Genomic DNA, 20,516 nt, shown 5'->3' with positions numbered 1-20,516 from the left:
CAACACTGTGCCCCCCGCCTTCCGGCGGGGGGCACAGCCGTATGTTGAGGCCCCGTGAGGCGACAACTCGCCCCAGATGGCACAATCTGTGCATGGAACGCGACAGTCAACTCGAGCTCTACGAACTCGTCGCGGACCGGTTGAAAGAAGCACACACAAGGGTGCGCACACTGCAAGTCCCGGAGGGCGTAAGGATGGCGCTGTCCCGGAAGCTGTTGGTCGCCACTGCCACGGCGAAGCATGATCTCGCCGATGCGGCAAGGCGCCTGGACAGGTTGATGAAGGACCTCGACGAGGGTCGATTCCCTGAAGGCGACTGATGCGAAGGAACTCCGTAACGGCCTACATCGTTGCGGCACTAGGGTGATTAGCCCGTTTCGTGTTTGATTTGCGGTATATATCCGCCTAACGTGCGAAATAAGCTTGAACACATTCGTTCTGGCGAAGTCTCCGAAGGGGAAGACGTGAACAAGGCGCAGCTCGTAGAAGCGATTGCCGACAAGCTGGGCGGCCGTCAGCAGGCCGCGGACGCTGTCGACGCGGTACTGGACGCCATGGTCCGCGCGGTCGTCGCGGGCGACCGGGTCTCGGTCACGGGCTTCGGCTCGTTCGAGAAGGTCGACCGGCCGGCCCGCTACGCCCGCAACCCGCAGACGGGTGAGCGCGTCCGGGTCAAGAAGACCTCCGTCCCCCGTTTCCGCGCGGGCCAGGGCTTCAAGGACCTGGTCAGCGGTACCAAGAAGCTCCCCAAGGGCGACGAGGTCGCCGTGAAGAAGGCCCCCAAGGGCAGCCTGACCGGTGGCGCTTCCGCCACCGTCAAGAAGGCCGCCGCGAAGAAGGCCACCACGGCCAAGAAGGCCGCCGCGAAGACGGCGGTCGCGAAGAAGGCCACGGCCACGGTGAAGAAGACCACGGCGCGCAAGACCACGGCGACCGTGAAGAAGACCGCCGCGAAGACCACCGTCGCGAAGAAGGCCGCGACGACGGCGAAGAAGGCGGCCCCGGCCAAGAAGGTCGCGGCGACGGCCAAGAAGGCCACCGCCACCGCGAAGAAGACCGCCCCGGCGGCCAAGAAGGCCACCGCGACGAAGGCGCCCGCCAAGAAGACGGCTGTGCGCAAGGCCACCGCGAAGAAGACCACCGCCCGCAAGAAGTAGGGGCACGAGTCACACACGCCGGGCCGGCTTCTTCCCTGGGGGAAGCCGGCCCGCGGTGCGTTCCGCGCAGGTCGCGCGGGGTGTGGCCGGCCTGCGGGTCAGAAGGTCTGGAGGGTGACCAGGGTGACGCGCAGGGCCGCGCCCTCGCCGTCGGTCTCGATGCGGACCCGCTGACCCGGCCGCAGCAGCCGCAGGCCGCCCGCATCGAAGGCCGCCGCCTCGAAGGGCACCGGGGTGCCGTCGTCGAGCAGCACACTGCCGCTGCGGGTCTGGGAGTCGTACGTGTACGCGGTCGCCTGCATACGGGCACTGTATCGGGCCGTGTGACGGCCCACACCGAGGGTGAGGGCCGTACGCAGGTCCGCGCCCGTGTCCACGTCCCGGCGCACGCTCTCCACGTCCGGCAGGGCGATTTCCACCGCTCCCGACGCCGAATGCCGGGCCCGCGACGGACCGCCGAACGCAGGTGCCAATTCCATGTCCGGGCCGGCGGAAAGCAGGGTCGTCCCGATTCTTGCCGCATCCGCCAGAAATGCCCGGGGAAATACCGAGGCGGTATCGAGCACGCGTAGCAATTCCGGCGGCCGCAGTGCGGGCAGGTCCGCGTTCATCGCGGCCACCGGGGAACCGGGACGCCCCGCCCGTACCGCCCGCGCCCCGTGGTCCAGCGCCGCGTTCAGCCCCGCGCCCGGGGCGTCGGGAAGGATCCGCGCCCCCAGCCTGGCCAGCTCCGCGCCCGCCCGGGCGTCGTCCGTGACGACCACCACATCCGCGACGGAAGAGCAGGCCAGGGCCCCCGCCACGGTGTCCAGCGCGAATGCCAGTGCGAGCCCGGGACGGGAGGCGCCGACGGCCGCCGCCAGCCGGCTCTTGGCCAGCGCCAAGGGCTTCAGGGGGACCACCAGACTCCAGACGGCGTTCGTGACGGGCCCCTTCCCTCCGGTGCGCTCCCGCACCCGCCCCGGCCATCAGAAGGTCATGGCCCGGTCATCAGTCGGCCCATTGTCGCCTCCTGCCGCCCGCAGGGGGCACCGGTGGTCCGAGCGGGGCGTACGGTGTCCTCGACAGAGACCGGACCTGGGGCGACACTTGTCCGGCCGACGAGGTGCCCAAGCCGCGCACCGGTCCTAGAGGAAGGTGTCCGAGTGTCCCGCCGCAGAATCGGCTTCTGGTACCGCTTGGCCGCGGTCATCGCGAAACCGCCGCTGGTAGTGCTCTTCAAGCGGGACTGGCGGGGAATGGAGCACATTCCGGCCGACGGCGGATTTATCACCGCGGTCAATCACAACTCGTATCTGGACCCGCTGTCCTACGCGCACTTCCAGTACAACACCGGCCGGGTGCCCCGATTGCTCGCCAAGGCCGGACTCTTCAAGGTGCCATTCGTCGGCATGATCCTGCGCGGATCCGGCCAGATCCCCGTCTACCGCGAGACCACCAACGCCCTGGACGCATTCCGGGCCGCCGTGGACGCGATCGAGCGCGGTGAATGCGTCGCCTTTTACCCGGAAGGCACGCTGACCCGTGACCCGGAGATGTGGCCGATGGCGGGCAAGACCGGCGCCGCGCGCGTGGCACTGATCACCAAGGCGCCCGTCATTCCGGTGGCCCAGTGGGGCGCGAATCTCGCGATGCCGCCCTATGCCAAGGAGAACAAGGTCAGCCTGTTCCCCCGCAAGACCCTCCAGGTGCTCGCAGGACCGCCCGTGGACCTCTCGGCGTACTACGACCGCGAACCCACTCCGGAGGTCCTCAAGGAGGCCACGGAGGTCATCATGGCGGCCATCACCGGGCTCCTGGAGGAACTGCGCGGCGAGAGTGCTCCCGCGCAGCCGTACGACCACCGCAAGGCCAGGGCGCAGCAGCGGCGCAACGCCGCGGGGGAGGGCAAGAAGTGACACGTCCCGTGAAGGCCGTCGTCTTCGGAACCGGATCGTGGGGCACCGCCTTCGGGATGGTGCTCGCCGACGCCGGCTGCGAGGTGACCCTGTGGGGCCGCCGCCAGGAGCTGGTCGACGCCATCAACACCGGCCGGACCAACCCGGACTACTTCCCCGACGTCGAACTGCCCGCGAACATCCGGGCCACCACGGACGCGGCCGAGGCCGCCCGCGGAGCCGACTTCGCGGTCCTCGCCATCCCCTCGCAGACCCTGCGCGCCAACCTGGCGGAGTGGGCCCCGCTGCTGCCCGCCGACGCCGTGCTCGTCTCCCTGATGAAGGGCATCGAACTCGGCACCGCCAAGCGGATGAGCGAGGTCATCGAGGAGGTGGCCAAGGTCCCCGCCGAGCGCGTCGCCGTGGTCACCGGCCCCAACCTGGCCCGTGAGATCGTCGCCCGCCAGCCCGCCGCGTCCGTCGTCGCCTGCGTGGACGAGGCCGTGGCCCAGCGCCTCCAGGCCGCCTGCCACACCCCGTACTTCCGCCCGTACACGAGCACCGACGTCATCGGCTGCGAGCTCGGCGGCGCCGTCAAGAACGTCATCGGCCTCGCCGTCGGCATCGCGGACGGCATGGGACTGGGCGACAACACCAAGGGCTCGCTCATCACCCGGGGCCTGGCCGAAGCCACCCGCCTGGGCCTCGCGATGGGCGCCGACCCGCTCACCTTCTCCGGCCTCGCGGGCCTCGGCGACCTGGTCGCCACCTGCTCCTCGCCGCTCTCCCGCAACCACACGTTCGGCACGAACCTGGGCCGCGGGATGACCCTGGAGGAGACCATCGCGGTCACCAAGCAGACCGCCGAGGGCGTCAAGTCCTGCCAGTCCGTGGCGGATCTGGCGCGCCGCCACGGCGTGGACATGCCGATCACCGACACGGTCGTCGACATCGTCCACCACGGCAAGCCCACGCTGGTCGCCCTGAAGGAACTGATGGGGCGCAGCGCCAAACCGGAACGCCGCTGAGTCCTTTCCGGACGCTTGAGCGGGTACCCTCGTGGCGATATGAGCAGCGAGAACCTCCCCCAGACCCCTGAGCAGCAGGGCCGCAAGCCCCGCGTGGCCGTCGTGTTCGGCGGCCGCAGCTCGGAACACGCCATCTCGGTCGTCACCGCGGGCGCCGTGCTGCGCTCCATCGACCGCGCCAAGTACGAGGTGCTGCCCATCGGCATCACCACGGACGGCCGGTGGGCCCTGACGGCCGACGAGCCCGAGCGCATGGCCATCAGCGACCGGTCCCTGCCCGACGTGGAGTCCCTCACGGACTCCCCGGAAGGCAGCGTCGTCCTGTCCGTGGACCCCGCCAGCCGCGAGGTCGTCTACACCGAACCGGGCGCCGTTCCCAAGGCCCTGGGCGAGGTCGACGTCGTCTTCCCCGTGCTGCACGGCCCCTACGGCGAGGACGGCACCCTCCAGGGCCTCCTGGAGCTGTCCGGGATCCCGTACGTCGGCTCGGGCGTCCTCGCCTCGGCCGTCGGCCAGGACAAGGACTACATGAAGCGGGTGTTCACCTCCTTCGGGCTGAAGGTCGGCCCGTACGTGACCATCCGCCCCCGCGAGTGGGAGGCCGACCAGGCCGCCGCCACCGCGAAGATCCTGGACTTCGCCGGCGAGCACGGCTGGCCGCTGTTCATCAAGCCCGCCCGGGCCGGCTCCTCCATCGGCATCACCAAGGTGGACGACGCCTCCGGCCTGGAGGCCGCGGTCCGCGAGGCCCGCCGCCACGACCCGAAGATCATCGTGGAGGCGCTGCTGCGCGGCCGCGAGATCGAGTGCGGCGTCCTGGAGTTCGAGGACGGACCGCGCGCCAGCGCGCCCGCCGAGATCCCCCCGGTCTCCAGCCACGACTTCTACGACTTCGAGGCGAAGTACATCGACTCCGCCGCCGGACTCGTGCCCGCCCCGCTCACCGCGGAGCAGACCGCCGAGGTCCAGAAGCTCGCGGTCGAGGCCTTCGAGGCCGCCTCCTGCGAGGGTCTGGTGCGCGCCGACTTCTTCCTCACGGAGGACGGCGAGTTCGTGATCAACGAGATCAACACCATGCCGGGCTTCACCCCCATCTCCATGTACCCGCGCATGTGGCAGGAGTCGGGCATCGAGTACCAGGAGCTGGTGGACCTCCTGATCCAGGCGGCCCTGCGCCGCTCCACCGGGCTGCGCTAGAGCAGCCCGGCCCCGTACAGCCGACCGCCCGCCGGCCCGCCCCCAGGGGCGCGGCCGACGGGCGGCGGTGTGAGCGAGGCGAGCTCCGCGGGACCCCGGCAGGGGGCCCGCGGAGATCAGTAGGACGAGATGCCGACGGGGACGGCCTCGGCCACCGCGGCGGACAGACCGACCAGCATCCCCGCGTCCGTGGCATGCTCCTTGTCGACCTGCACCTCCGTGTACGCCAGGCGGGACCCGGTGGTGAAGCGGAAGCCGCCGTCGGACGTCTTCTCCAGCAGCCAGCCGACGCCGTTCACCTCCACGCCCTCCTGCTTCGGATCCGCCATCTTGGGGGGCTTGGGGATACCGCACCGCAGTACGATCGCCGAGCCGCCCCACGCGGCGGTCAGATCCGACACCGGTTCGGTGGTGGTCCGCGCCAGCCCTGCCACCGTCTCCGGGAGCTCCTTGTGCAGTGCCGCACAGAGCCCCGCGACGTCGGCGGGCGGAGCGGGCGGCGGATCCACCCGCGCACCGGAATCCCCCGGAGCGCAGCCCACGAGGGCCACGAGGGCCGAGACGGCGGACATGGCCAGCAGACGGAACGGCCGACGGTGCAGTGACATCACCGGCCAAGAGTAGACGGGGGCTACAGATGGACCACCGGGCAGGTCAAGGTGCGGGTGATGCCCTCCACCTGCTGGACCTTGGCGACGACCATGCGGCCGAGGTCGTCCACGGTGTCGGCCTGGGCGCGCACGATCACGTCGTACGGGCCCGTCACGTCCTCGGCCTGGATCACCCCCGCGATCTTGCTGATGGACTCGGCGACGAACGACGCCTTGCCCACCTCTGTCTGGATGAGGATGTACGCCTGTACCACAGAACCTCCAGGGCGGCCACGAGGATCATTTCCCCTAATCTTCGGGTGGGCCCGGGGACAACGGGTGGGCCCGGGGAAGAAGGGACGCCACGGTACCGCGTCGCCGTGCGCCGCGGGGAGACCCCCCGGCCCGGCGCCACGCACAGCGGGGCGTACGCAGAGCAGAAGTTGACGTATCTGTTGACGGTACCCAGAGCTGTGACGGCTCGCGACCGCAAGCGGACTTGCCGAGAAGGGGCACAGCGATGAAGGGCACTGTGGGCGAGCTGGGGGAGTTCGGGCTCATTCGGGAGCTCACCTCACGGCTCACCACCACACCGGCGGTCCGGCTCGGGCCGGGCGACGACGCCGCGGTGGTGTCGGCCCCCGACCGGCGGGTCGTGGCGAGCACCGACATCCTGCTGGAAGGCAGGCACTTCCGGCGCGACTGGTCCACGGCCTACGACGTCGGCCGCAAGGCCGCCGCGCAGAACCTGGCCGACATCGCCGCCATGGGCGCCGTGCCGACCGCACTGCTGCTCGGCCTCGTCGTCCCGGCCGAGCTGCCGGTGACCTGGCCCACCGAGCTGATGGACGGCATCCGCGACGAATGCCAGGTCGCGGGGGCCGCCGTGGTCGGCGGGGACGTCGTGCGCGGTGACACCATCACCGTCGCCATCACCGCCCTCGGGGACCTCCGCAACCACGAGCCCGTGCTGCGCTCCGGCGCCCAGCCCGGCGACGTCGTCGCCGTCACCGGCTGGCTCGGCTGGTCCGCGGCCGGCTTCGCGGTGCTCTCGCGCGGCTTCCGCTCCCCGCGCGCCTTCGTCGAGGCGCACCGCCGCCCCGAGCCCCCGTACCACGCGGGCCCCGCGGCCGCCGGACTCGGCGCCACCGCCATGACCGACGTCAGCGACGGCCTGATCGCCGACCTCGGGCACATCGCCGAGGCCAGCAAGGTACGCATCGACGTGCGCTCGGGGGCCGTGGACATCCCGACCCAGATGCACGACATCGGCCAGGCCGTCGGCGTCGACCCGCTCCAGTGGGTGCTCACCGGGGGAGAGGACCACGCCATCGTGGCGACGTTCCCGCCCGACGTGAAGCTCCCGGCCCGCTGGAAGGTCATCGGGGAGGTCCAGCACCGCTCCGCGCTGCCTCAGGTCACCGTGGACGGAGCCCCGTGGACCAGCACCGGCGGCTGGGACCACTTCGGCGCCGACCCGGCCGCCGAGGGACCGTCGCAGTGACGGCTGCGCCCGACCACCCGCCCCTGTGCCTGACCGTCGCCGGATCCGACTCCGGCGGCGGCGCGGGCATCCAGGCGGACCTCAAGACCATGCTCGCCCTCGGCGTGCACGGCATGAGCGTGATCACCGCGGTGACCGCCCAGAACTCCCTCGGCGTGCGGGGGGCCTGGGAGCTGCCCGCCGAGGCCGTCACCGCCCAGTACCGCGCCGTCGTCGACGACATCGGCGTCCAGGCCGTGAAGACGGGCATGCTCTCCTCCGCCGTGCTCGTGGAGACGGTGGCCGCCCTGCTGGCCGGCACCGACGCCCCGGCCGTGGTGGACCCCGTAGGAGTCTCCAAGCACGGGGACGCGCTGCTCGCCGCCTCCGCGCTGGACGCCGTACGCCGGGAACTGCTGCCCCGGGCCACCGTCGCCACGCCCAACCTCGACGAGGTGGCCCAGCTCACGGGCGTGAGCGTGGAGAACGAGGACGACATGCGGCGGGCCGCCGACGCCGTACTCGGCTACGGACCGCGCTGGGCCCTCATCAAGGGCGGCCACCTCCACGCCCACGGGGACGAGGCCGTGGACCTGCTGACCGACGGCTCCGAGGAGCTGTGGCTGCGGGCCCCCCGCCACGACAACCGGCACACGCACGGCACCGGCTGCACCCTGGCCAGCGCCGTCGCGGCGGGCCTGGCCCAGGGCCTGACCGTCCCGGAGGCCGTCACCCGGGCCAAGGCGTACGTCACGGGCGCCATCGCCGCCGGCTTCGCGCTCGGCGGGGGCATCGGCCCGGTGGACCACGCCTGGCAGTGGCGCTGACACCGATGGCCGGAGGGCCACCTCCTGACGTCAGGAGGTGGCCCTCCGGCCATCGGTACCGGACAAGGCAAAAGGCCGGTTCACCAGAGGTGAACCGGCCTTCTTGGCAACCGGAAAGGGCTGCGCTACGACGACGGGAGGCGTCAGCGCGAGACCTTGCCGGCCTTGATGCACGAGGTGCAGGCGTTGAGGCGCTTCGGCGTCCCATTGACCACGGCACGGACGCGCTGGATGTTCGGGTTCCAGCGACGCGAGGTGCGGCGGTGCGAGTGGGAGATGTTGTTGCCGAAGCTCGGCCCCTTGGCGCAAACGTCGCAGTTGGCAGCCACAGGTCACTCCAAAGACTTCAGATGCAATTACAGTGAAATCCGGCGCACCGGAATCAGAGATCTGAAGTGGCTTGCCGGACGAATGACCCGACTCTCGACGGGCAACCTGAGCAGCATACAACGACTGCTTCGGTCCAAGAAAACTACCATGACCGGACCGGGCCCCGCCCCGGGGTCCCGGGTAGCGGGCCGTCCTTCGTTACCCTGCGGTGAACCCTGGCCCGCACAAGGAGGAACGCCCGGTGGCGCACGAGCCTGGCCCGCACACCCTCGACGCCGAAGCGGTGCGCACCTGGAGCTCGCTGGCCCTGGCCGCACTGGGCCGGGCCCGCGAGGACATCGACGCGATCAACGTCTACCCGGTCGCCGACGCCGACACCGGCACCAACCTCTACCTGACCGCCGAGTCCGCCGACCGCGCCCTGGCCGCCGCCTTCGGGGACACCCCCGAGGCCACCGCCGACGTGACCGAAGGCACAGCCGCGGCGCCCTCGCTCTCCGAAGCCGTACGGGCCTACGCGCACGGCGCGCTCATAGGCGCCCGCGGCAACTCCGGGACGATCCTGGCCCAGCTGCTGCGCGGCGTCGCCGACGTCCTCGGCGCCGAACCCCGCGACCGGGCCGCCGGACCCCTGCTGGCCCAGGCCCTGACCCGGGCCGCCGAGGAGGCCTACCAGGCCGTCGCGCACCCCGTCGAGGGCACCATGCTCACCGTCGCCGGAGCCGCCGCCCGGGCCGGAGCCCTCGCCGGAGCCGCAGCGGGAGCCGTCGCCGACAGCGCCGCCGAGGTGGCCCGCGCCGCCTACGAGGGCGCCCGCGCCGCCCTCGCCGAGACCCCCGGGCAGCTCGCCGTGCTGGACCGGGCCGGGGTCGTCGACGCAGGGGGCTGCGGGCTGGTCGCCGTACTCGGGGCCCTGTGGCAGGCCCTGTCCGGGCAGGAGCCCGCCGAAGGACCGGTACCCGGCCGGACCGCCTCCCTGCCGTCGGCCTCCGACCCCTGCGCCGAGGAGCAGGGCGGGCCCGCCTACGAGGTGGTCTACCTGCTGGAGGCCGGGGACGAGGCCGTCGCCGGGCTGCGCGCGGGCCTCGACGGCCTCGGCGACTCCCTGGTGGTCGTCGGCGGGGACGGGCTGTGGAACGTCCACGTGCACGTCGACGACCCCGGCGCGGCCGTCGAGGCCGGAGTGGTCGCCGGCCGGCCGTACCGGATCCGCATCACCCACTTCGGCGACGAACGCCGCCGGGCCCGCGCCCCCCGCGTCCAGCGGGCCGTCGTCGCCGTCGTCCCGGGCGAGGGGCTCGCCGGACTCTGCGGGGAAGCCGGGGCCACCACCGTCCTGGCCCGCCCCGGGGAGCCCCCCACCAGCGCGGAACTCGTCGACGCCGTGCACCGGGCGCACGCCCGCGAGGTCGTCCTGCTGCCCGGCACCGCCGAACTGCGCGCCGCCGCGGCCACCGCCGCCGAACACGCCCGCGCCGACGGCGTACGCGTGGCCGTCATCCCCACCCGCTCCGCCGTCCAGAGCCTGGCCGCCCTCGCCGTGCACGACCCCGAGGGCAGCTTCGACGAGGACGTCGTCGCCATGACCGCCGCCGCCGGAGCCACCCGCTACGGGGAACTCGCCGTCGCCGAACGGCAGTCCTTCACCTCCGCCGGCATCTGCCAGGCCGGGGACGTCCTCGGCCTCATCGACGGGGACGTCGCCGTCATCGGCGCGGGCCTGCCCGAGACCGCCGAAGCCGTCCTGGAGCGGATGCTCGGCTCCGGCGGCGAACTGGTCACCCTCGTCCTCGGCCCCGAGGTCCCCGACACCCTCGCCGCGCGCCTGGAGGCGTACGTCCAGCAGGCGCACCTGGCCGTCGACACCGTCACCTACCGAGGCGGGCGCTGGTCCGCGCCGCTGCTCATCGGGGTGGAATAGCGGGCTTGTCGGCGCCATGGTGTGCAATGGAACACGTGCCCGCGCTCGACGAAGACCTCAAGAAGACCCTCGGCCCCGCCACCGCCAAGGTGCTGGCCGAACAGCTCGGCCTGCACACGGCCCTGGACCTGCTCCACCACTACCCCCGCCGGTACGCGGAGCGCGGCGAGCTGACCCCGCTGGCCGAGCTCGCCGACCAGCTCGACGAGCACGTGACCGTCGTCGCCCAGGTCGCCGACGCCCGGGTCCTGACCTTCAACGGAGGGCGCGGCAAACGCCTGGAGGTCACCATCACCGACGGCAGCGGCCGTCTCCAGCTGGTCTTCTTCGGCGCCGGGGTCCACAAACCGCACAAGGACCTGCTGCCCGGCACCCGCGCGATGTTCGCGGGCAAGGTCGGCATCTTCAACCGCAAGCTCCAGCTCTCCCACCCCGCCTACGAACTCCTCGGCGCGGACGCCTCCGACCGGGACGCGGCCGCCGCCTTCGCGAGCCAGCTCATCCCGATCTACCCGGCCTGCGCCAAGCTGGAGTCCTGGAAGATCTCCAAGGCCGTCGACGCGGTCCTGCCCAGCGCCCAGGACACCGTGGACCCGCTGCCGCCCGCCCTGCGCGAGGGCCGGGGCCTGATCCCCCTCACCGAGGCCCTGCTCAAGATCCACCGCCCCGCCACCAAGGCCGACATCGAGGACGCCCGCCAGCGCCTCAAGTGGGACGAGGCCTTCGTCCTCCAGGTGGCCCTGGCCCGCCGCCGGCACGCCGACTCCCAGCTCCCGGCCGTCCCCCGCCTCCCCACCCCCGGCGGGCTCCTCGACTCCTTCGACGCCAAACTGCCCTTCACCCTCACCGAAGGCCAGCAGACCGTCTCGAAGGAGATCTTCGACGACCTCGCCACCAGCCACCCCATGCACCGCCTCCTCCAGGGCGAAGTCGGCTCCGGCAAGGCCCAGCCTCTCGACTCGTTGGTGCTGACACCTGCGGGTTTCCGGCCCATGGGAGACATCGCCGCCGGGGACGAGGTGGTGGTGCCGACCGGCGAGATCGCACTCGTCGGGGGCGTCTTCCCCCAAGGAGTACGCGATGTGTGGCGGGTGGTGCTCTCGGACGGCAGCGCGGTCGAGTGCGACGACGAACACCTGTGGATCGTCGGCACCAGTTGTGGATGGCACCGGGGCCAGGAGCCCAAGGTGATGACCACGAGGGAGATCCGATCGGACTTGCACGAGGCCAATGGATCTTCCAAGTGGTACCTGCCGGTAGCAGTCCCCGTGGACCTGGGGAACGGTGACCAACAACCACTTGATCCCTACCTGATGGGCGTCCTCATCGGTGACGGCTCCTTTCGGCACAACCTGGGACTGTCCACCGCGGACGAGGAGATCCTGGCTGCGGTCGAGGCTGTAGTGGCTCCGGACCGTGAGATGGCCGCGGTTCCCGGATCCCGCTGCGACTACACGATCCGGATGAGCGGGCCGAGGGGCGGTACCCGGCGGAATCCCGTCATCCAGGCGGTGCGCGACCTGGGGCTGTGGGGTGCGTCCTCACACGACAAGTTCGTCCCGGACGTCTACAAGAACGCATCGGTCAAGGACCGTCTGGCGGTCCTTCAAGGGCTCATGGACACGGACGGGACGCTTGACGCGAACGGAATGAGCATTTCCTTCTGCTCCGCCTCCCTCCGGTTGGCGGAGGACGTGGCCTGGCTCGTGCGGTCGCTCGGCGGACGTGCTCGTGTGCTGCCCAAGAGGACTGCCTTCAACGTCTCCGTTGCCTTGCCTGAGGAGTTCGAGCCGTTCCGGCTGTCGCGCAAGGCGGCACGAATGCGGCCGAGGCCGAAGTACAACACCTTCCGGCGCGGCATCCGGTCTGTGGAGCACGTTGGCGCCAAGCCGGTCCAGTGCATCAGCGTCGAGCACCCGAGCCACGCCTACGTGACCGACAATTTCACCGTCACCCACAACACGATGGTGGCGCTGCGCGCGATGCTCGCCGTCGTCGACTCCGGAGGGCAGGCCGCGATGCTCGCCCCCACCGAGGTCCTCGCCCAGCAGCACCACCGCTCGATCACCGAGATGATGGGCGAGCTCGCCGAAGGAGGCATGCTCGGCGGCTCCGACCAGGGCACCAAGGTGGTGCTGCTCACCGGCTCCATGGGCACCCCCGCCCGCCGCCAGGCCCTCCTCGACCTGGTCACCGGCGAGGGCGGGATCGTCATCGGCACCCACGCCCTGATCGAGGACAAGGTGCAGTTCCACGACCTCGGCCTGGTCGTCGTCGACGAACAGCACCGCTTCGGCGTCGAACAGCGCGACGCGCTCAGGTCCAAGGGCAAGCAGCCCCCGCACCTCCTCGTCATGACGGCCACCCCCATCCCGCGCACCGTCGCCATGACCGTCTTCGGCGACCTGGAGACCTCCGTCCTCGACCAGCTGCCCGCCGGCCGCTCCCCGATCGCCACCCACGTCGTCCCCGCCAAGGACAAGCCGCACTTCCTCACCCGCGCCTGGGAGCGGGTCCGCGAGGAGGTCGAGAACGGCCACCAGGCGTACGTCGTCTGCCCGCGCATCGGAGACGGCGACGACGAACCCAAGAAGAAGAAGGCCGCCGAGGAGGACGGCGACAAGCGGCCCCCGCTCGCGGTCCTGGAGATCGCCGAGCAGCTCACGCGCGGACCCCTCGCCGGACTGTCCGTCGAGGTGCTCCACGGCCGGATGGACCCCGCCGACAAGGACGACGTCATGCGCCGCTTCGCCACCGGCGAGGTCAAGGTGCTGGTCGCCACCACCGTCATCGAGGTCGGGGTGAACGTCCCCAACTCCACCGTCATGGTGATCATGGACGCCGACCGCTTCGGGGTCTCCCAGCTCCACCAGCTCCGCGGCCGCGTCGGCCGGGGCTCCGCCCCCGGGCTGTGCCTGCTGGTCAGCGAGATGCACGAGGCCAGCCCCGCCCGCGCCCGCCTCGCGGCCGTCGCCGCCACCCTCGACGGCTTCGAACTCTCCCGGATCGACCTCGAACAGCGGCGCGAGGGCGACGTCCTCGGCCAGGCCCAGTCCGGCGTCCGCTCCTCGCTGCGCATGCTCGCCGTCATCGAGGACGAGGAGGTCATCGCCCAGGCCCGCGAGGAGGCCACCCGCGTGGTCGCCGCCGACCCGGAACTGGAGCACCTCCCCGGGCTGCGCACCGCCCTCGACGCCCTGCTGGACACCGAGCGGGAGCAGTACCTGGAGAAGGGCTGACCGGTGGACCCCGTCCGGGACGACCTATCGTTGGCCCCGGGACCGAACCTCAGCCCCGTCCCGCTCCCCAGCAGAAGGACCCCAGATGACCCGCGTGATCGCCGGCACCGCCGGCGGGCGGCGGCTGGCCGTGCCGCCCGGCACCGGTACCCGCCCGACCTCCGACCGGATGCGCGAAGGGCTCTTCTCCACCTGGGAGTCCCTGCACGGAGTCGAAGGCTCCCGGGTGCTCGACCTGTACGCCGGGTCCGGCGCCGTCGGCCTGGAGTCCCTGTCCCGGGGCGCGGGCCACACCCTGCTGGTCGAGCCCGACGCGAAGGCCGCCAAGGCGATCCGCGACAACATCAAGGCGGTGGGCCTGCCCGGCGCCGAGTTCCGGGCCGGCAAGGCCGAGCAGATCGTGGCCGCCGCCGCGCTCGGGGACCCGTACGACATCGTCTTCCTGGACCCGCCGTACGCCGTCGAGCACGCCGAGCTGGGCGAGATCCTGCTCACACTCCGGTCCAACGGCTGGCTCACGGACGATGCGCTCGTCACCGTGGAGCGGAGCACGAGGAGCGGTGCGTTCCCGTGGCCGGAGGGGTTCGAGCCGTTGCGTTCGCGCAAGTACGGCGAAGGCACCCTTTGGTACGGTCGCGCCGCCCGAGACCGCGAAGAATCATGATTCCCGCACGGGAGAGCGAGGGAGTTCAGTTGCGCCGCGCCGTCTGTCCGGGGTCGTTCGACCCCATCACCAACGGACACCTGGACATCATCGGCCGGGCCTCCAGGCTCTACGACGTCGTCCACGTCGCCGTGATGATCAACCAGTCCAAGCAGGGCCTGTTCACCGTCGAGGAGCGGATCGAGCTGATCCGCGAGGCGACCGCCGACTACGGCAACGTCGAGGTGGAGTCCTTCCACGGCCTGCTCGTCGACTTCTGCAAGCAGCGCGACATCCCGGCCATCGTCAAGGGCCTGCGCGCCGTCAGCGACTTCGACTACGAGCTCCAGATGGCCCAGATGAACATGGGACTGTCCGGGGTCGAGACCCTGTTCGTACCGACCAACCCCACCTACAGCTTCCTGTCGTCCTCCCTGGTCAAGGAAGTCGCGGCCTGGGGCGGGGACGTCGCCCACCTGCTGCCTGCACACGTGCACGCGGCGCTGGTCGAACGGCTGCGCGCGAAGTGAGCCGACGGCGGCCGGACCGGGTTCACCCGGTCCGCGCCGCCCGTCCGCCCGGTGGCCCTACAGTCGTCTCGTCATTCCTCCCGTCCGTCTCGGCAGCCGTCCGAGGCAAAGAGAGCGCGAGCCCCCATGGACGTACAGAAGAAGCTCGACGAGATCGTGGCGGCCGTCGGCGGTGCCCGGTCGATGCCCATGTCGGCCTCCTGCGTGATCAACCGCGCGGAGCTGCTCGCCCAGCTCGACGACGTGCGCCAGGCACTGCCCGGCTCCCTCGCCCAGGCGCGCGAGCTCATCGGAGGCCGTGAGCAGCTCGTCGAGGAGGCCCGCCGGGAGGCGGACCGGATCATCGAGACCGCGCACGCCCAGCGCGGCTCCCTCATCTCCGACACCGAGATCGCCCGCCGGTCGCAGGCCGAGGCGGACCGGATCCTGGCGGACGCCCGCCGGGAGGCCGAGGAGATCCGGGCCGAGGCGGACGACTACGTCGACAGCAAGCTCGCCAACTTCGAGGTCGTGCTCAGCAAGACCATCGGCTCCGTGGACCGCGGCCGCGAGAAACTGCTGGGCCGCGGACCGGGCCTGGACGAGCAGGGCTACGCCGACACCGACGCCCCCGAGCGCAGCGACGACCCGCGGACCCAGCGCGAGCAGGCCGACGCGTACGTGGACACGAAGCTGGCGACCTTCGAGGCGGTGCTCGCCAAGACCCTGGAGGCCGTCGGCCGGGGCCGGCAGAAGCTGCTGGGCCGGGTCCCCACCGACGACCTCGGCGCGCACATGGCCGCCCAGGACGCCGCCGGAGCCCAGGGCGTCCGCCCGTCGACCGACGCCGACTTCCTGGCCGGCCTCGCCGACCCCGGCCCCGCCCCGGTGCGCGCCCCGATCCCCGCGCAGGCGCAGCCCGAGCCGCAGTACGAGGCGTACGCCTACCAGCAGCCCGCCGCCGACCAGCAGGGCGCCTACGGCTACCAGGACCCGTACGCCCAGCAGCCCTACGGCGCCCAGCAGCAGCCCGACCCCTACGCGGTGTACCAGCAGCAGCCCGACCCGTACGCCGCGTACCAGCAGCAGGCCCACCAGCAGGTTCACCACCAGCACCAGCCGCAGCAGCCCGCGCTCGACGAGACGAGCTTCTTCGACACGAGCATGATCAATCTGGACCAGCTGCGCCAGTACGAGCAGGGGCGTTAGCCCGGATTGGGCGCAGGGCGCGTCGCCGGGTATCCTGGCTGTTCGGTCGCGCGTATGCACCGCGATCCATGCTGCCCGTAAGCGGTCATCGCTCACGCGGCAGGTCTTCGATCTTCAGCGATCTGTGAAAGCAGGAACGGCCCTGAACACCCGCCTCGACCACCACAACCCCCTCGTGTTCGACACGCACGAGCTGGGTCGGCGTCCTGGTGCCATGCAGCGGCTGTCCCGCGAGATCTCGGCACCGGCGGACCTCGGTATCGCCGGCGTCATCGGAGTGCCGGAAGGCACCCCGCTGAGGCTCAAGCTCCGTCTGGAGTCGGTCATGGAAGGGGTGCTTGTCACAGGCACCGTCCGTGGATCGGCCGCCGGAGAGTGCGTAAGGTGTCTGGAGGCCGTCGAGCGTGAGCTCAAGGCGGACTTCCAGGAGATGTTCTCGTACCCTGACGCCGACGACCGGAGCCGCTCCGCGGAGCCGGCCGACGACGCCGAGGACGACGAGGACACGCTCTTCCTCGAGGACGGTTTGTTCGACCTCGAACCCGTGCTGCGCGATGTGGTGGTGCTCGCACTGCCCATGCAGCCGGTGTGCCGGGAGGACTGTCTCGGACTGTGCCCCGATTGCGGGCTCAGCCTGAACGACGACCCGGACCACCACCATGACGCCGTCGACATCCGTTGGGCGGCACTGCAGGGACTCGTCACCGATCAGGGCGTCGAGAAGGACAACATGAGCGGCACTGCCTCTGACGGAGTTCAGGGCGCCGCCGAGAAGCAGGAGAAGTAGCCGTGGCTGTTCCGAAGCGGAAGATGTCGCGCAGCAACACGCGCCACCGCCGGTCGCAGTGGAAGGCTGCGGTCCCCAACCTGGTTTCGTGCGAGCGTTGCCAGGAGCCGAAGCTCCAGCACATTGCGTGCCCGAGCTGCGGCACCTACAACAAGCGCCAGGTCCTCGAGGTCTGAGCGGCTGGTGAGAGGCGCAATGTCTGAGCTGTCCAACGCTGAGAAGCAGGCAGACAGTAACAACGCGGCCTCGTCCCACACGCTTCTGGAAGGGCGGCTCGGGTATCAACTCGAGTCCGCCCTTCTGGTGCGTGCGCTGACCCACCGTTCGTACGCGTACGAGAACGGCGGTCTGCCCACCAACGAACGCCTGGAGTTCCTCGGGGACTCCGTGCTGGGTTTGGTGGTCACGGACACGCTGTACACCACCCACCCCGATCTGCCGGAAGGCCAGCTGGCCAAACTGCGGGCCGCGGTGGTCAACTCGCGTGCGCTGGCGGAGGTCGGGCGTGGCCTCGAACTCGGCTCCTTCATCCGGCTCGGCCGGGGCGAAGAGGGCACGGGCGGCCGGGACAAGGCCTCCATCCTCGCCGACACCCTTGAAGCGGTGATCGGCGCGGTCTACCTCGACCAGGGCCTCGACGCGGCCTCGGAGCTGGTCCACCGGCTCTTCGACCCGCTCATCGAGAAGTCCTCCAACCTCGGGGCCGGCCTGGACTGGAAGACCAGTCTCCAGGAGCTCACGGCGGCCGAAGGCCTCGGTGTACCGGAATATCTGGTCACCGAGACCGGTCCGGACCACGAGAAAACCTTCACAGCTGCTGCTCGCGTCGGTGGTGTCTCGTACGGCACCGGCACCGGCCGCAGCAAGAAGGAAGCGGAACAGCAGGCGGCGGAATCCGCATGGCGCGGGATCCGCGCCGCAGCGGACGAGCGGATCGCGGCAGCAGCCGCGGCGTCCGACACCGCCGCGGCCGAGGCCGACGGGGCACCGACGCCCGCCGACCCGGCGCCGGACGCCTGACCGCTTTCTTTTACAGTGACCCCGTCGCACCCCGGTGCGGCGGGGTTTCCTGTTGACGTCGCGTCCCACACCCGGAGGTACACCGTGCCCGAGCTGCCCGAAGTCGAAGTGGTGCGGCGCGGTCTGGAACGCTGGGTGGCCGGCCGGACCGTCGAGGCGGTGGAGGTGCTCCACCCGCGCGCCGTACGCCGCCACCTGGCGGGAGGCGCCGACTTCGCGGCCCGCCTGGCCGGGCAGACCGTCGGCACACCGATGCGGCGCGGCAAGTACCTGTGGCTGCCGCTGGAAGGGCGCGACCTCTCCGTCCTCGGGCACCTCGGGATGAGCGGGCAACTGCTGGTGCAGCCGGCCGACGCCCCCGACGAGAAGCACCTGCGCATCCGCGTGCGCTTCGACGACACGACCGGGACCGAGCTGCGCTTCGTCGACCAGCGGACCTTCGGCGGGCTCTCGCTGCACGAGACCGTCCCCGGCAGCGCCGAGTCACTGCCCGACGTCATCGCGCACATCGCCCGCGACCCCCTGGACCCCCTGTTCGACGAGGGGGCCTACCACCTCGCGCTGCGGGCCAAGCGCACCACCGTCAAGCGGGCCCTGCTCGACCAGTCGCTGATCAGCGGGGTCGGCAACATCTACGCCGACGAGGCGCTGTGGCGCGCGAAACTGCACTACGAGCGCCCCACCGGCACCCTCACGCGCCCCCGGAGCGCGGAACTCCTCACCCATGTCCGGGAGGTCATGAACGCCGCGCTCGCCGTCGGCGGCACCAGCTTCGACAGCCTCTACGTCAACGTGAACGGCGAGTCGGGCTACTTCGACCGCTCCCTCGACGCCTACGGGCGCGAGGGCGAGCCCTGCCGCCGCTGCGGTACCCCGATGCGGCGGCGGGCGTGGATGAACCGGTCCAGCTACTTCTGCCCGCGCTGTCAGCGGCCGCCGCGCGTGGCGTCGTAGGACCGCCGGGCGGTGAGGACCTCGTCCATGCTGCCCTCCAGGAAGTGGATCAGGCCGATCAGGCGCTCGGCGACCTCGCGGCCGAGGGGGGTCAGCTCGTAGTCGACGCGCGGCGGGTTGGTCGGCTGCGCCTCGCGGTTGACGATGCCGTCGCGCTCCAGGGCGTGCAGGGTCTGGGAGAGCATCTTCTCGCTCACGCCCTCGACGCGGCGGCGCAGCTCGTTGAAGCGGCAGGGTCCCTCGCGCAGGGCGCCGACCGTCAGGCTGCCCCAGCGGCCGGTGACGTGCTCCAGGGTTTCCCGCGAGGGACAGGCGCGCGCGAAGACGTCGAACGGTAGTTCGGACGCGGGTGCTTCGGTGCGGACAGGGGTCTCCATGCGGAAGAGCGTACTCCTGGACAGCGCTAACTGTCTGCTTGCGCTTTCGAAAAGTCAGTGCTTCGGCGGGGCGGCGAGGGGATCAGAAGCCGAAGTCCTGGGTCCACCAGGGGCCGCCCGCAGCGGCGTACATGCCGACGCCCAGGGTGCGGAACTCGCAGTTGAGGATGTTCGCCTTGTGGCCCGGGCTGTTCATCCAGGCCTGCATCACCGAGGCGGCGTCACCCTGGCCGCGGGCGATGTTCTCGCCGCCGAGGCCCGAGATCCCGGCCTTGTCGGCCCGCTGCCACGGGGTGTTCCCGTCCGGGTCGCTGTGGTCGAAGAAGCCCCGTACGGCCATGTCCTTGCTGAAGGCTCCGGCCAGCGCGGCCAGCGGCGGGTTCGCCCGGACCGGGACGCAGCCCGCCTGCGCGCGCTCCTGGTTGACCAGGGTGAGCACGGCCGCCTCCTCGGCGGAGTGCCCGTCGGCCGGGGCCGGCGGCGCGGTGGTGGGCTTGGGCGCGGGCGGCTTCGGGGAGGCCGGCTTCGGGGCCTGCGTGGTCGGACTCTTCTCCGGCTCCTTCGTGGAGGGGGAGGGAGAAGGGGAGGTCGACGGGGAGGGGGAGGTCGAGGTCGACGGGGACGCCGAGGCCGAAGGGCTGGGGGAGGCCGAGGGGGTGGCTGCGCTCCCGGAGGGGCCGTCGGAGGCGCGGCCGGACAGGTTGGCCAGGCCGCCCTGCTGCTCCGGCACCGGGCGCGGGCTCGCCGAGGGCTTCGCCTGGGTCTGCGTGTCGCTGCCGGCGCCCGTGCCGACGTAGGGGAAGGAGCCCCCGACCGGCACGAAACCGGTCGTGACGGCCGCTGTGCCGAGAGCCACGGCCACGGACGCGCCCAGCAGGCCGGTGCGCACGGCGGTGCGTCGCCTGCCGCCGCTGCGCGGCGTGGCGTGGAGTCGGTGGCGTCCCATCGCGGCTCGCCTTCCTTGCAAGATCGACCTTTGCTCACCCGAACGGGTGAGTCGCTGGTGGGGGACTGTAGCCCAAGATGCAAGGGGGCGATGTGCCCGGAAAGTGTTTGCCCGGTTAGCGTTCACGCATGAATGAAGATGTCCGCCTGACCGCGTGGGTACGCGGTCGTGTACAGGGAGTGGGCTTCCGCTGGTTCACCAGGGCCAATGCTCTGGAGATCGGTGGAGTGGTCGGCTTCGCGCTCAATCTCGACGACGGCCGAGTGCAGGTGGTCGCCGAAGGTCAACGTGAGAATTGCCACCGGCTGCTCGACTGGCTCCGGTCCGCCGACACGCCCGGCAGGGTGGACGGGGTGACAGAGATCTGGGGGACACCGCGCGGTGGCTACGAGAGCTTCGAGATCCGGTGACCGATCGACTGA

22 protein-coding genes and 1 pseudogene are annotated in these 20,516 nt (G+C 71.2%); 17 read left to right on the top strand and 6 right to left on the bottom strand.

From position 1 onward, the window contains the following. Positions 1-92: 92 nt before the first annotated feature. Positions 93-320, top strand: coding sequence for a hypothetical protein (locus OOK31_RS09530; RefSeq protein ID WP_267011999.1), 228 nt, complete (start codon positions 93-95; stop codon positions 318-320). A gap of 144 nt (positions 321-464) precedes the next feature. Continuing rightward, entirely contained in the window at positions 465-1,157 is a 693-nt protein-coding gene (locus OOK31_RS09525) for an HU family DNA-binding protein (RefSeq protein WP_267011998.1), read from the top strand. A 299-nt stretch (positions 1,158-1,456) separates the two neighbouring features. Here the strand turns inward: OOK31_RS09525 and cofC are convergent. Beyond that, positions 1,457-2,113 (bottom strand): annotated as a pseudogene (cofC, locus tag OOK31_RS09520) (2-phospho-L-lactate guanylyltransferase); the annotation flags it as partial. 189 nt (positions 2,114-2,302) lie between these two features. Here cofC and OOK31_RS09515 point away from each other — a divergent pair. From OOK31_RS09515 to OOK31_RS09505, 3 genes are read left to right on the top strand one after another with little or no spacing between them, the layout of a single operon-like run. Beyond that, positions 2,303-3,055: a 1-acyl-sn-glycerol-3-phosphate acyltransferase gene (locus tag OOK31_RS09515; protein WP_267011997.1), complete on the top strand. Its 753-nt coding sequence runs from the start codon at positions 2,303-2,305 to the stop codon at positions 3,053-3,055. Next, a complete protein-coding gene (locus tag OOK31_RS09510; protein WP_267011996.1) occupies positions 3,052-4,062 on the top strand; it encodes an NAD(P)H-dependent glycerol-3-phosphate dehydrogenase in 1,011 nt (336 codons plus the stop codon). Before OOK31_RS09515 ends, OOK31_RS09510 begins: the two co-directional genes overlap by 4 nt. A 39-nt stretch (positions 4,063-4,101) precedes the next feature. Further along, positions 4,102-5,259, top strand: a complete 1,158-nt coding sequence (locus OOK31_RS09505) for a D-alanine--D-alanine ligase family protein (RefSeq protein ID WP_267011995.1) — start codon at positions 4,102-4,104, stop codon at positions 5,257-5,259. A gap of 116 nt (positions 5,260-5,375) precedes the next feature. On the opposite strand, the gene OOK31_RS09500 is transcribed toward OOK31_RS09505, so the two are convergent. Together OOK31_RS09500 and OOK31_RS09495 are read right to left on the bottom strand one after the other, a co-directional pair. Then, on the bottom strand, positions 5,376-5,867 hold the full coding sequence (locus OOK31_RS09500) for a DUF3515 domain-containing protein (RefSeq protein ID WP_267011994.1): 492 nt from the start codon (positions 5,865-5,867) through the stop codon (positions 5,376-5,378). A 23-nt stretch (positions 5,868-5,890) separates the two neighbouring features. Beyond that, positions 5,891-6,124, bottom strand: coding sequence for an Lrp/AsnC ligand binding domain-containing protein (locus tag OOK31_RS09495; RefSeq protein WP_267011993.1), 234 nt, complete (start codon positions 6,122-6,124; stop codon positions 5,891-5,893). A 245-nt stretch (positions 6,125-6,369) separates the two neighbouring features. Here OOK31_RS09495 and OOK31_RS09490 point away from each other — a divergent pair, with 245 nt between their 5' ends. Beyond that, positions 6,370-7,353 (top strand): thiamine-phosphate kinase, encoded by a 984-nt coding sequence (locus OOK31_RS09490; RefSeq protein ID WP_267011992.1) that lies wholly within the window; start codon positions 6,370-6,372, stop codon positions 7,351-7,353. Then, on the top strand, positions 7,350-8,159 hold the full coding sequence (thiD, locus tag OOK31_RS09485) for a bifunctional hydroxymethylpyrimidine kinase/phosphomethylpyrimidine kinase (RefSeq protein WP_267011991.1): 810 nt from the start codon (positions 7,350-7,352) through the stop codon (positions 8,157-8,159). Before OOK31_RS09490 ends, thiD begins: the two co-directional genes overlap by 4 nt. Before the next feature lie 143 nt (positions 8,160-8,302). On the opposite strand, the gene rpmB is transcribed toward thiD, so the two are convergent. Further along, positions 8,303-8,488, bottom strand: a complete 186-nt coding sequence (gene rpmB, locus OOK31_RS09480; RefSeq protein ID WP_007266795.1) for a 50S ribosomal protein L28 — start codon at positions 8,486-8,488, stop codon at positions 8,303-8,305. A 242-nt stretch (positions 8,489-8,730) separates the two neighbouring features. Here rpmB and OOK31_RS09475 point away from each other — a divergent pair, with 242 nt between their 5' ends. From OOK31_RS09475 to mutM, 9 genes are all read left to right on the top strand, one after another. Continuing rightward, the gene (locus OOK31_RS09475; protein ID WP_267011990.1) at positions 8,731-10,410 is read left to right on the top strand and encodes a DAK2 domain-containing protein; all 1,680 of its coding nucleotides are present in this window, start codon (positions 8,731-8,733) and stop codon (positions 10,408-10,410) included. Between the two features lie 26 nt (positions 10,411-10,436). Further along, on the top strand, positions 10,437-13,649 hold the full coding sequence (locus OOK31_RS09470; protein ID WP_267011989.1) for a helicase-related protein: 3,213 nt from the start codon (positions 10,437-10,439) through the stop codon (positions 13,647-13,649). Between the two features lie 85 nt (positions 13,650-13,734). Beyond that, positions 13,735-14,313 (top strand): 16S rRNA (guanine(966)-N(2))-methyltransferase RsmD, encoded by a 579-nt coding sequence (gene rsmD / locus OOK31_RS09465; protein WP_267011988.1) that lies wholly within the window; start codon positions 13,735-13,737, stop codon positions 14,311-14,313. Between the two features lie 29 nt (positions 14,314-14,342). Continuing rightward, complete coding sequence (coaD, locus tag OOK31_RS09460) at positions 14,343-14,822, top strand: pantetheine-phosphate adenylyltransferase (protein WP_267011987.1); 480 nt, start codon at positions 14,343-14,345, stop codon at positions 14,820-14,822. Between the two features lie 126 nt (positions 14,823-14,948). Further along, on the top strand, positions 14,949-16,010 hold the full coding sequence (locus OOK31_RS09455) for an ATP synthase F0 subunit B (protein ID WP_267011986.1): 1,062 nt from the start codon (positions 14,949-14,951) through the stop codon (positions 16,008-16,010). Positions 16,011-16,152: 142 nt separating this feature from the next. After that, the gene (locus OOK31_RS09450; RefSeq protein WP_267012825.1) at positions 16,153-16,797 is read left to right on the top strand and encodes a DUF177 domain-containing protein; all 645 of its coding nucleotides are present in this window, start codon (positions 16,153-16,155) and stop codon (positions 16,795-16,797) included. Positions 16,798-16,799: 2 nt separating this feature from the next. Then, entirely contained in the window at positions 16,800-16,973 is a 174-nt protein-coding gene (gene rpmF, locus OOK31_RS09445; protein ID WP_053675094.1) for a 50S ribosomal protein L32, read from the top strand. Positions 16,974-16,992: 19 nt separating this feature from the next. Next, on the top strand, positions 16,993-17,817 hold the full coding sequence (rnc, locus tag OOK31_RS09440; protein ID WP_267011985.1) for a ribonuclease III: 825 nt from the start codon (positions 16,993-16,995) through the stop codon (positions 17,815-17,817). Between the two features lie 84 nt (positions 17,818-17,901). Continuing rightward, complete coding sequence (mutM, locus tag OOK31_RS09435) at positions 17,902-18,771, top strand: bifunctional DNA-formamidopyrimidine glycosylase/DNA-(apurinic or apyrimidinic site) lyase (protein WP_267011984.1); 870 nt, start codon at positions 17,902-17,904, stop codon at positions 18,769-18,771. On the opposite strand, the gene OOK31_RS09430 is transcribed toward mutM, so the two are convergent. Together OOK31_RS09430 and OOK31_RS09425 are read right to left on the bottom strand one after the other, a co-directional pair. Then, positions 18,744-19,148, bottom strand: coding sequence for a helix-turn-helix domain-containing protein (locus tag OOK31_RS09430; protein ID WP_267011983.1), 405 nt, complete (start codon positions 19,146-19,148; stop codon positions 18,744-18,746). The genes mutM and OOK31_RS09430 overlap by 28 nt on opposite strands. Before the next feature lie 82 nt (positions 19,149-19,230). Next, positions 19,231-20,094, bottom strand: a complete 864-nt coding sequence (locus OOK31_RS09425) for a CAP domain-containing protein (RefSeq protein ID WP_267011982.1) — start codon at positions 20,092-20,094, stop codon at positions 19,231-19,233. 128 nt (positions 20,095-20,222) lie between these two features. Here OOK31_RS09425 and OOK31_RS09420 point away from each other — a divergent pair, with 128 nt between their 5' ends. Further along, entirely contained in the window at positions 20,223-20,504 is a 282-nt protein-coding gene (locus tag OOK31_RS09420; protein WP_267011981.1) for an acylphosphatase, read from the top strand. Positions 20,505-20,516: the final 12 nt, after the last annotated feature.

The organism is Streptomyces sp. NBC_00249, assembly GCF_026342355.1.
Classification (GTDB): domain Bacteria; phylum Actinomycetota; class Actinomycetes; order Streptomycetales; family Streptomycetaceae; genus Streptomyces.
This window is presented reverse-complemented; position numbering and strand designations above follow the sequence as displayed.

Excerpts from the sequence above, each read along its gene's own strand:
- OOK31_RS09505 (WP_267011995.1), top strand. The coding sequence starts at position 4,102 with ATGAGCAGCGAGAACCTCCCCCAGACCCCTGAGCAGCAGGGCCGCAAG.
- OOK31_RS09430 (WP_267011983.1), bottom strand. The coding sequence starts at position 19,148 with ATGGAGACCCCTGTCCGCACCGAAGCACCCGCGTCCGAACTACCGTTC.
- OOK31_RS09420 (WP_267011981.1), top strand. The coding sequence starts at position 20,223 with ATGAATGAAGATGTCCGCCTGACCGCGTGGGTACGCGGTCGTGTACAG.
- rsmD (WP_267011988.1), top strand. The coding sequence starts at position 13,735 with ATGACCCGCGTGATCGCCGGCACCGCCGGCGGGCGGCGGCTGGCCGTG.
- OOK31_RS09530 (WP_267011999.1), top strand. The coding sequence starts at position 93 with ATGGAACGCGACAGTCAACTCGAGCTCTACGAACTCGTCGCGGACCGG.
- OOK31_RS09455 (WP_267011986.1), top strand. The coding sequence starts at position 14,949 with ATGGACGTACAGAAGAAGCTCGACGAGATCGTGGCGGCCGTCGGCGGT.
- OOK31_RS09490 (WP_267011992.1), top strand. The coding sequence starts at position 6,370 with ATGAAGGGCACTGTGGGCGAGCTGGGGGAGTTCGGGCTCATTCGGGAG.
- OOK31_RS09500 (WP_267011994.1), bottom strand. The coding sequence starts at position 5,867 with ATGTCACTGCACCGTCGGCCGTTCCGTCTGCTGGCCATGTCCGCCGTC.
- OOK31_RS09470 (WP_267011989.1), top strand. The coding sequence starts at position 10,437 with ATGGAACACGTGCCCGCGCTCGACGAAGACCTCAAGAAGACCCTCGGC.
- rnc (WP_267011985.1), top strand. The coding sequence starts at position 16,993 with ATGTCTGAGCTGTCCAACGCTGAGAAGCAGGCAGACAGTAACAACGCG.
- OOK31_RS09425 (WP_267011982.1), bottom strand. The coding sequence starts at position 20,094 with ATGGGACGCCACCGACTCCACGCCACGCCGCGCAGCGGCGGCAGGCGA.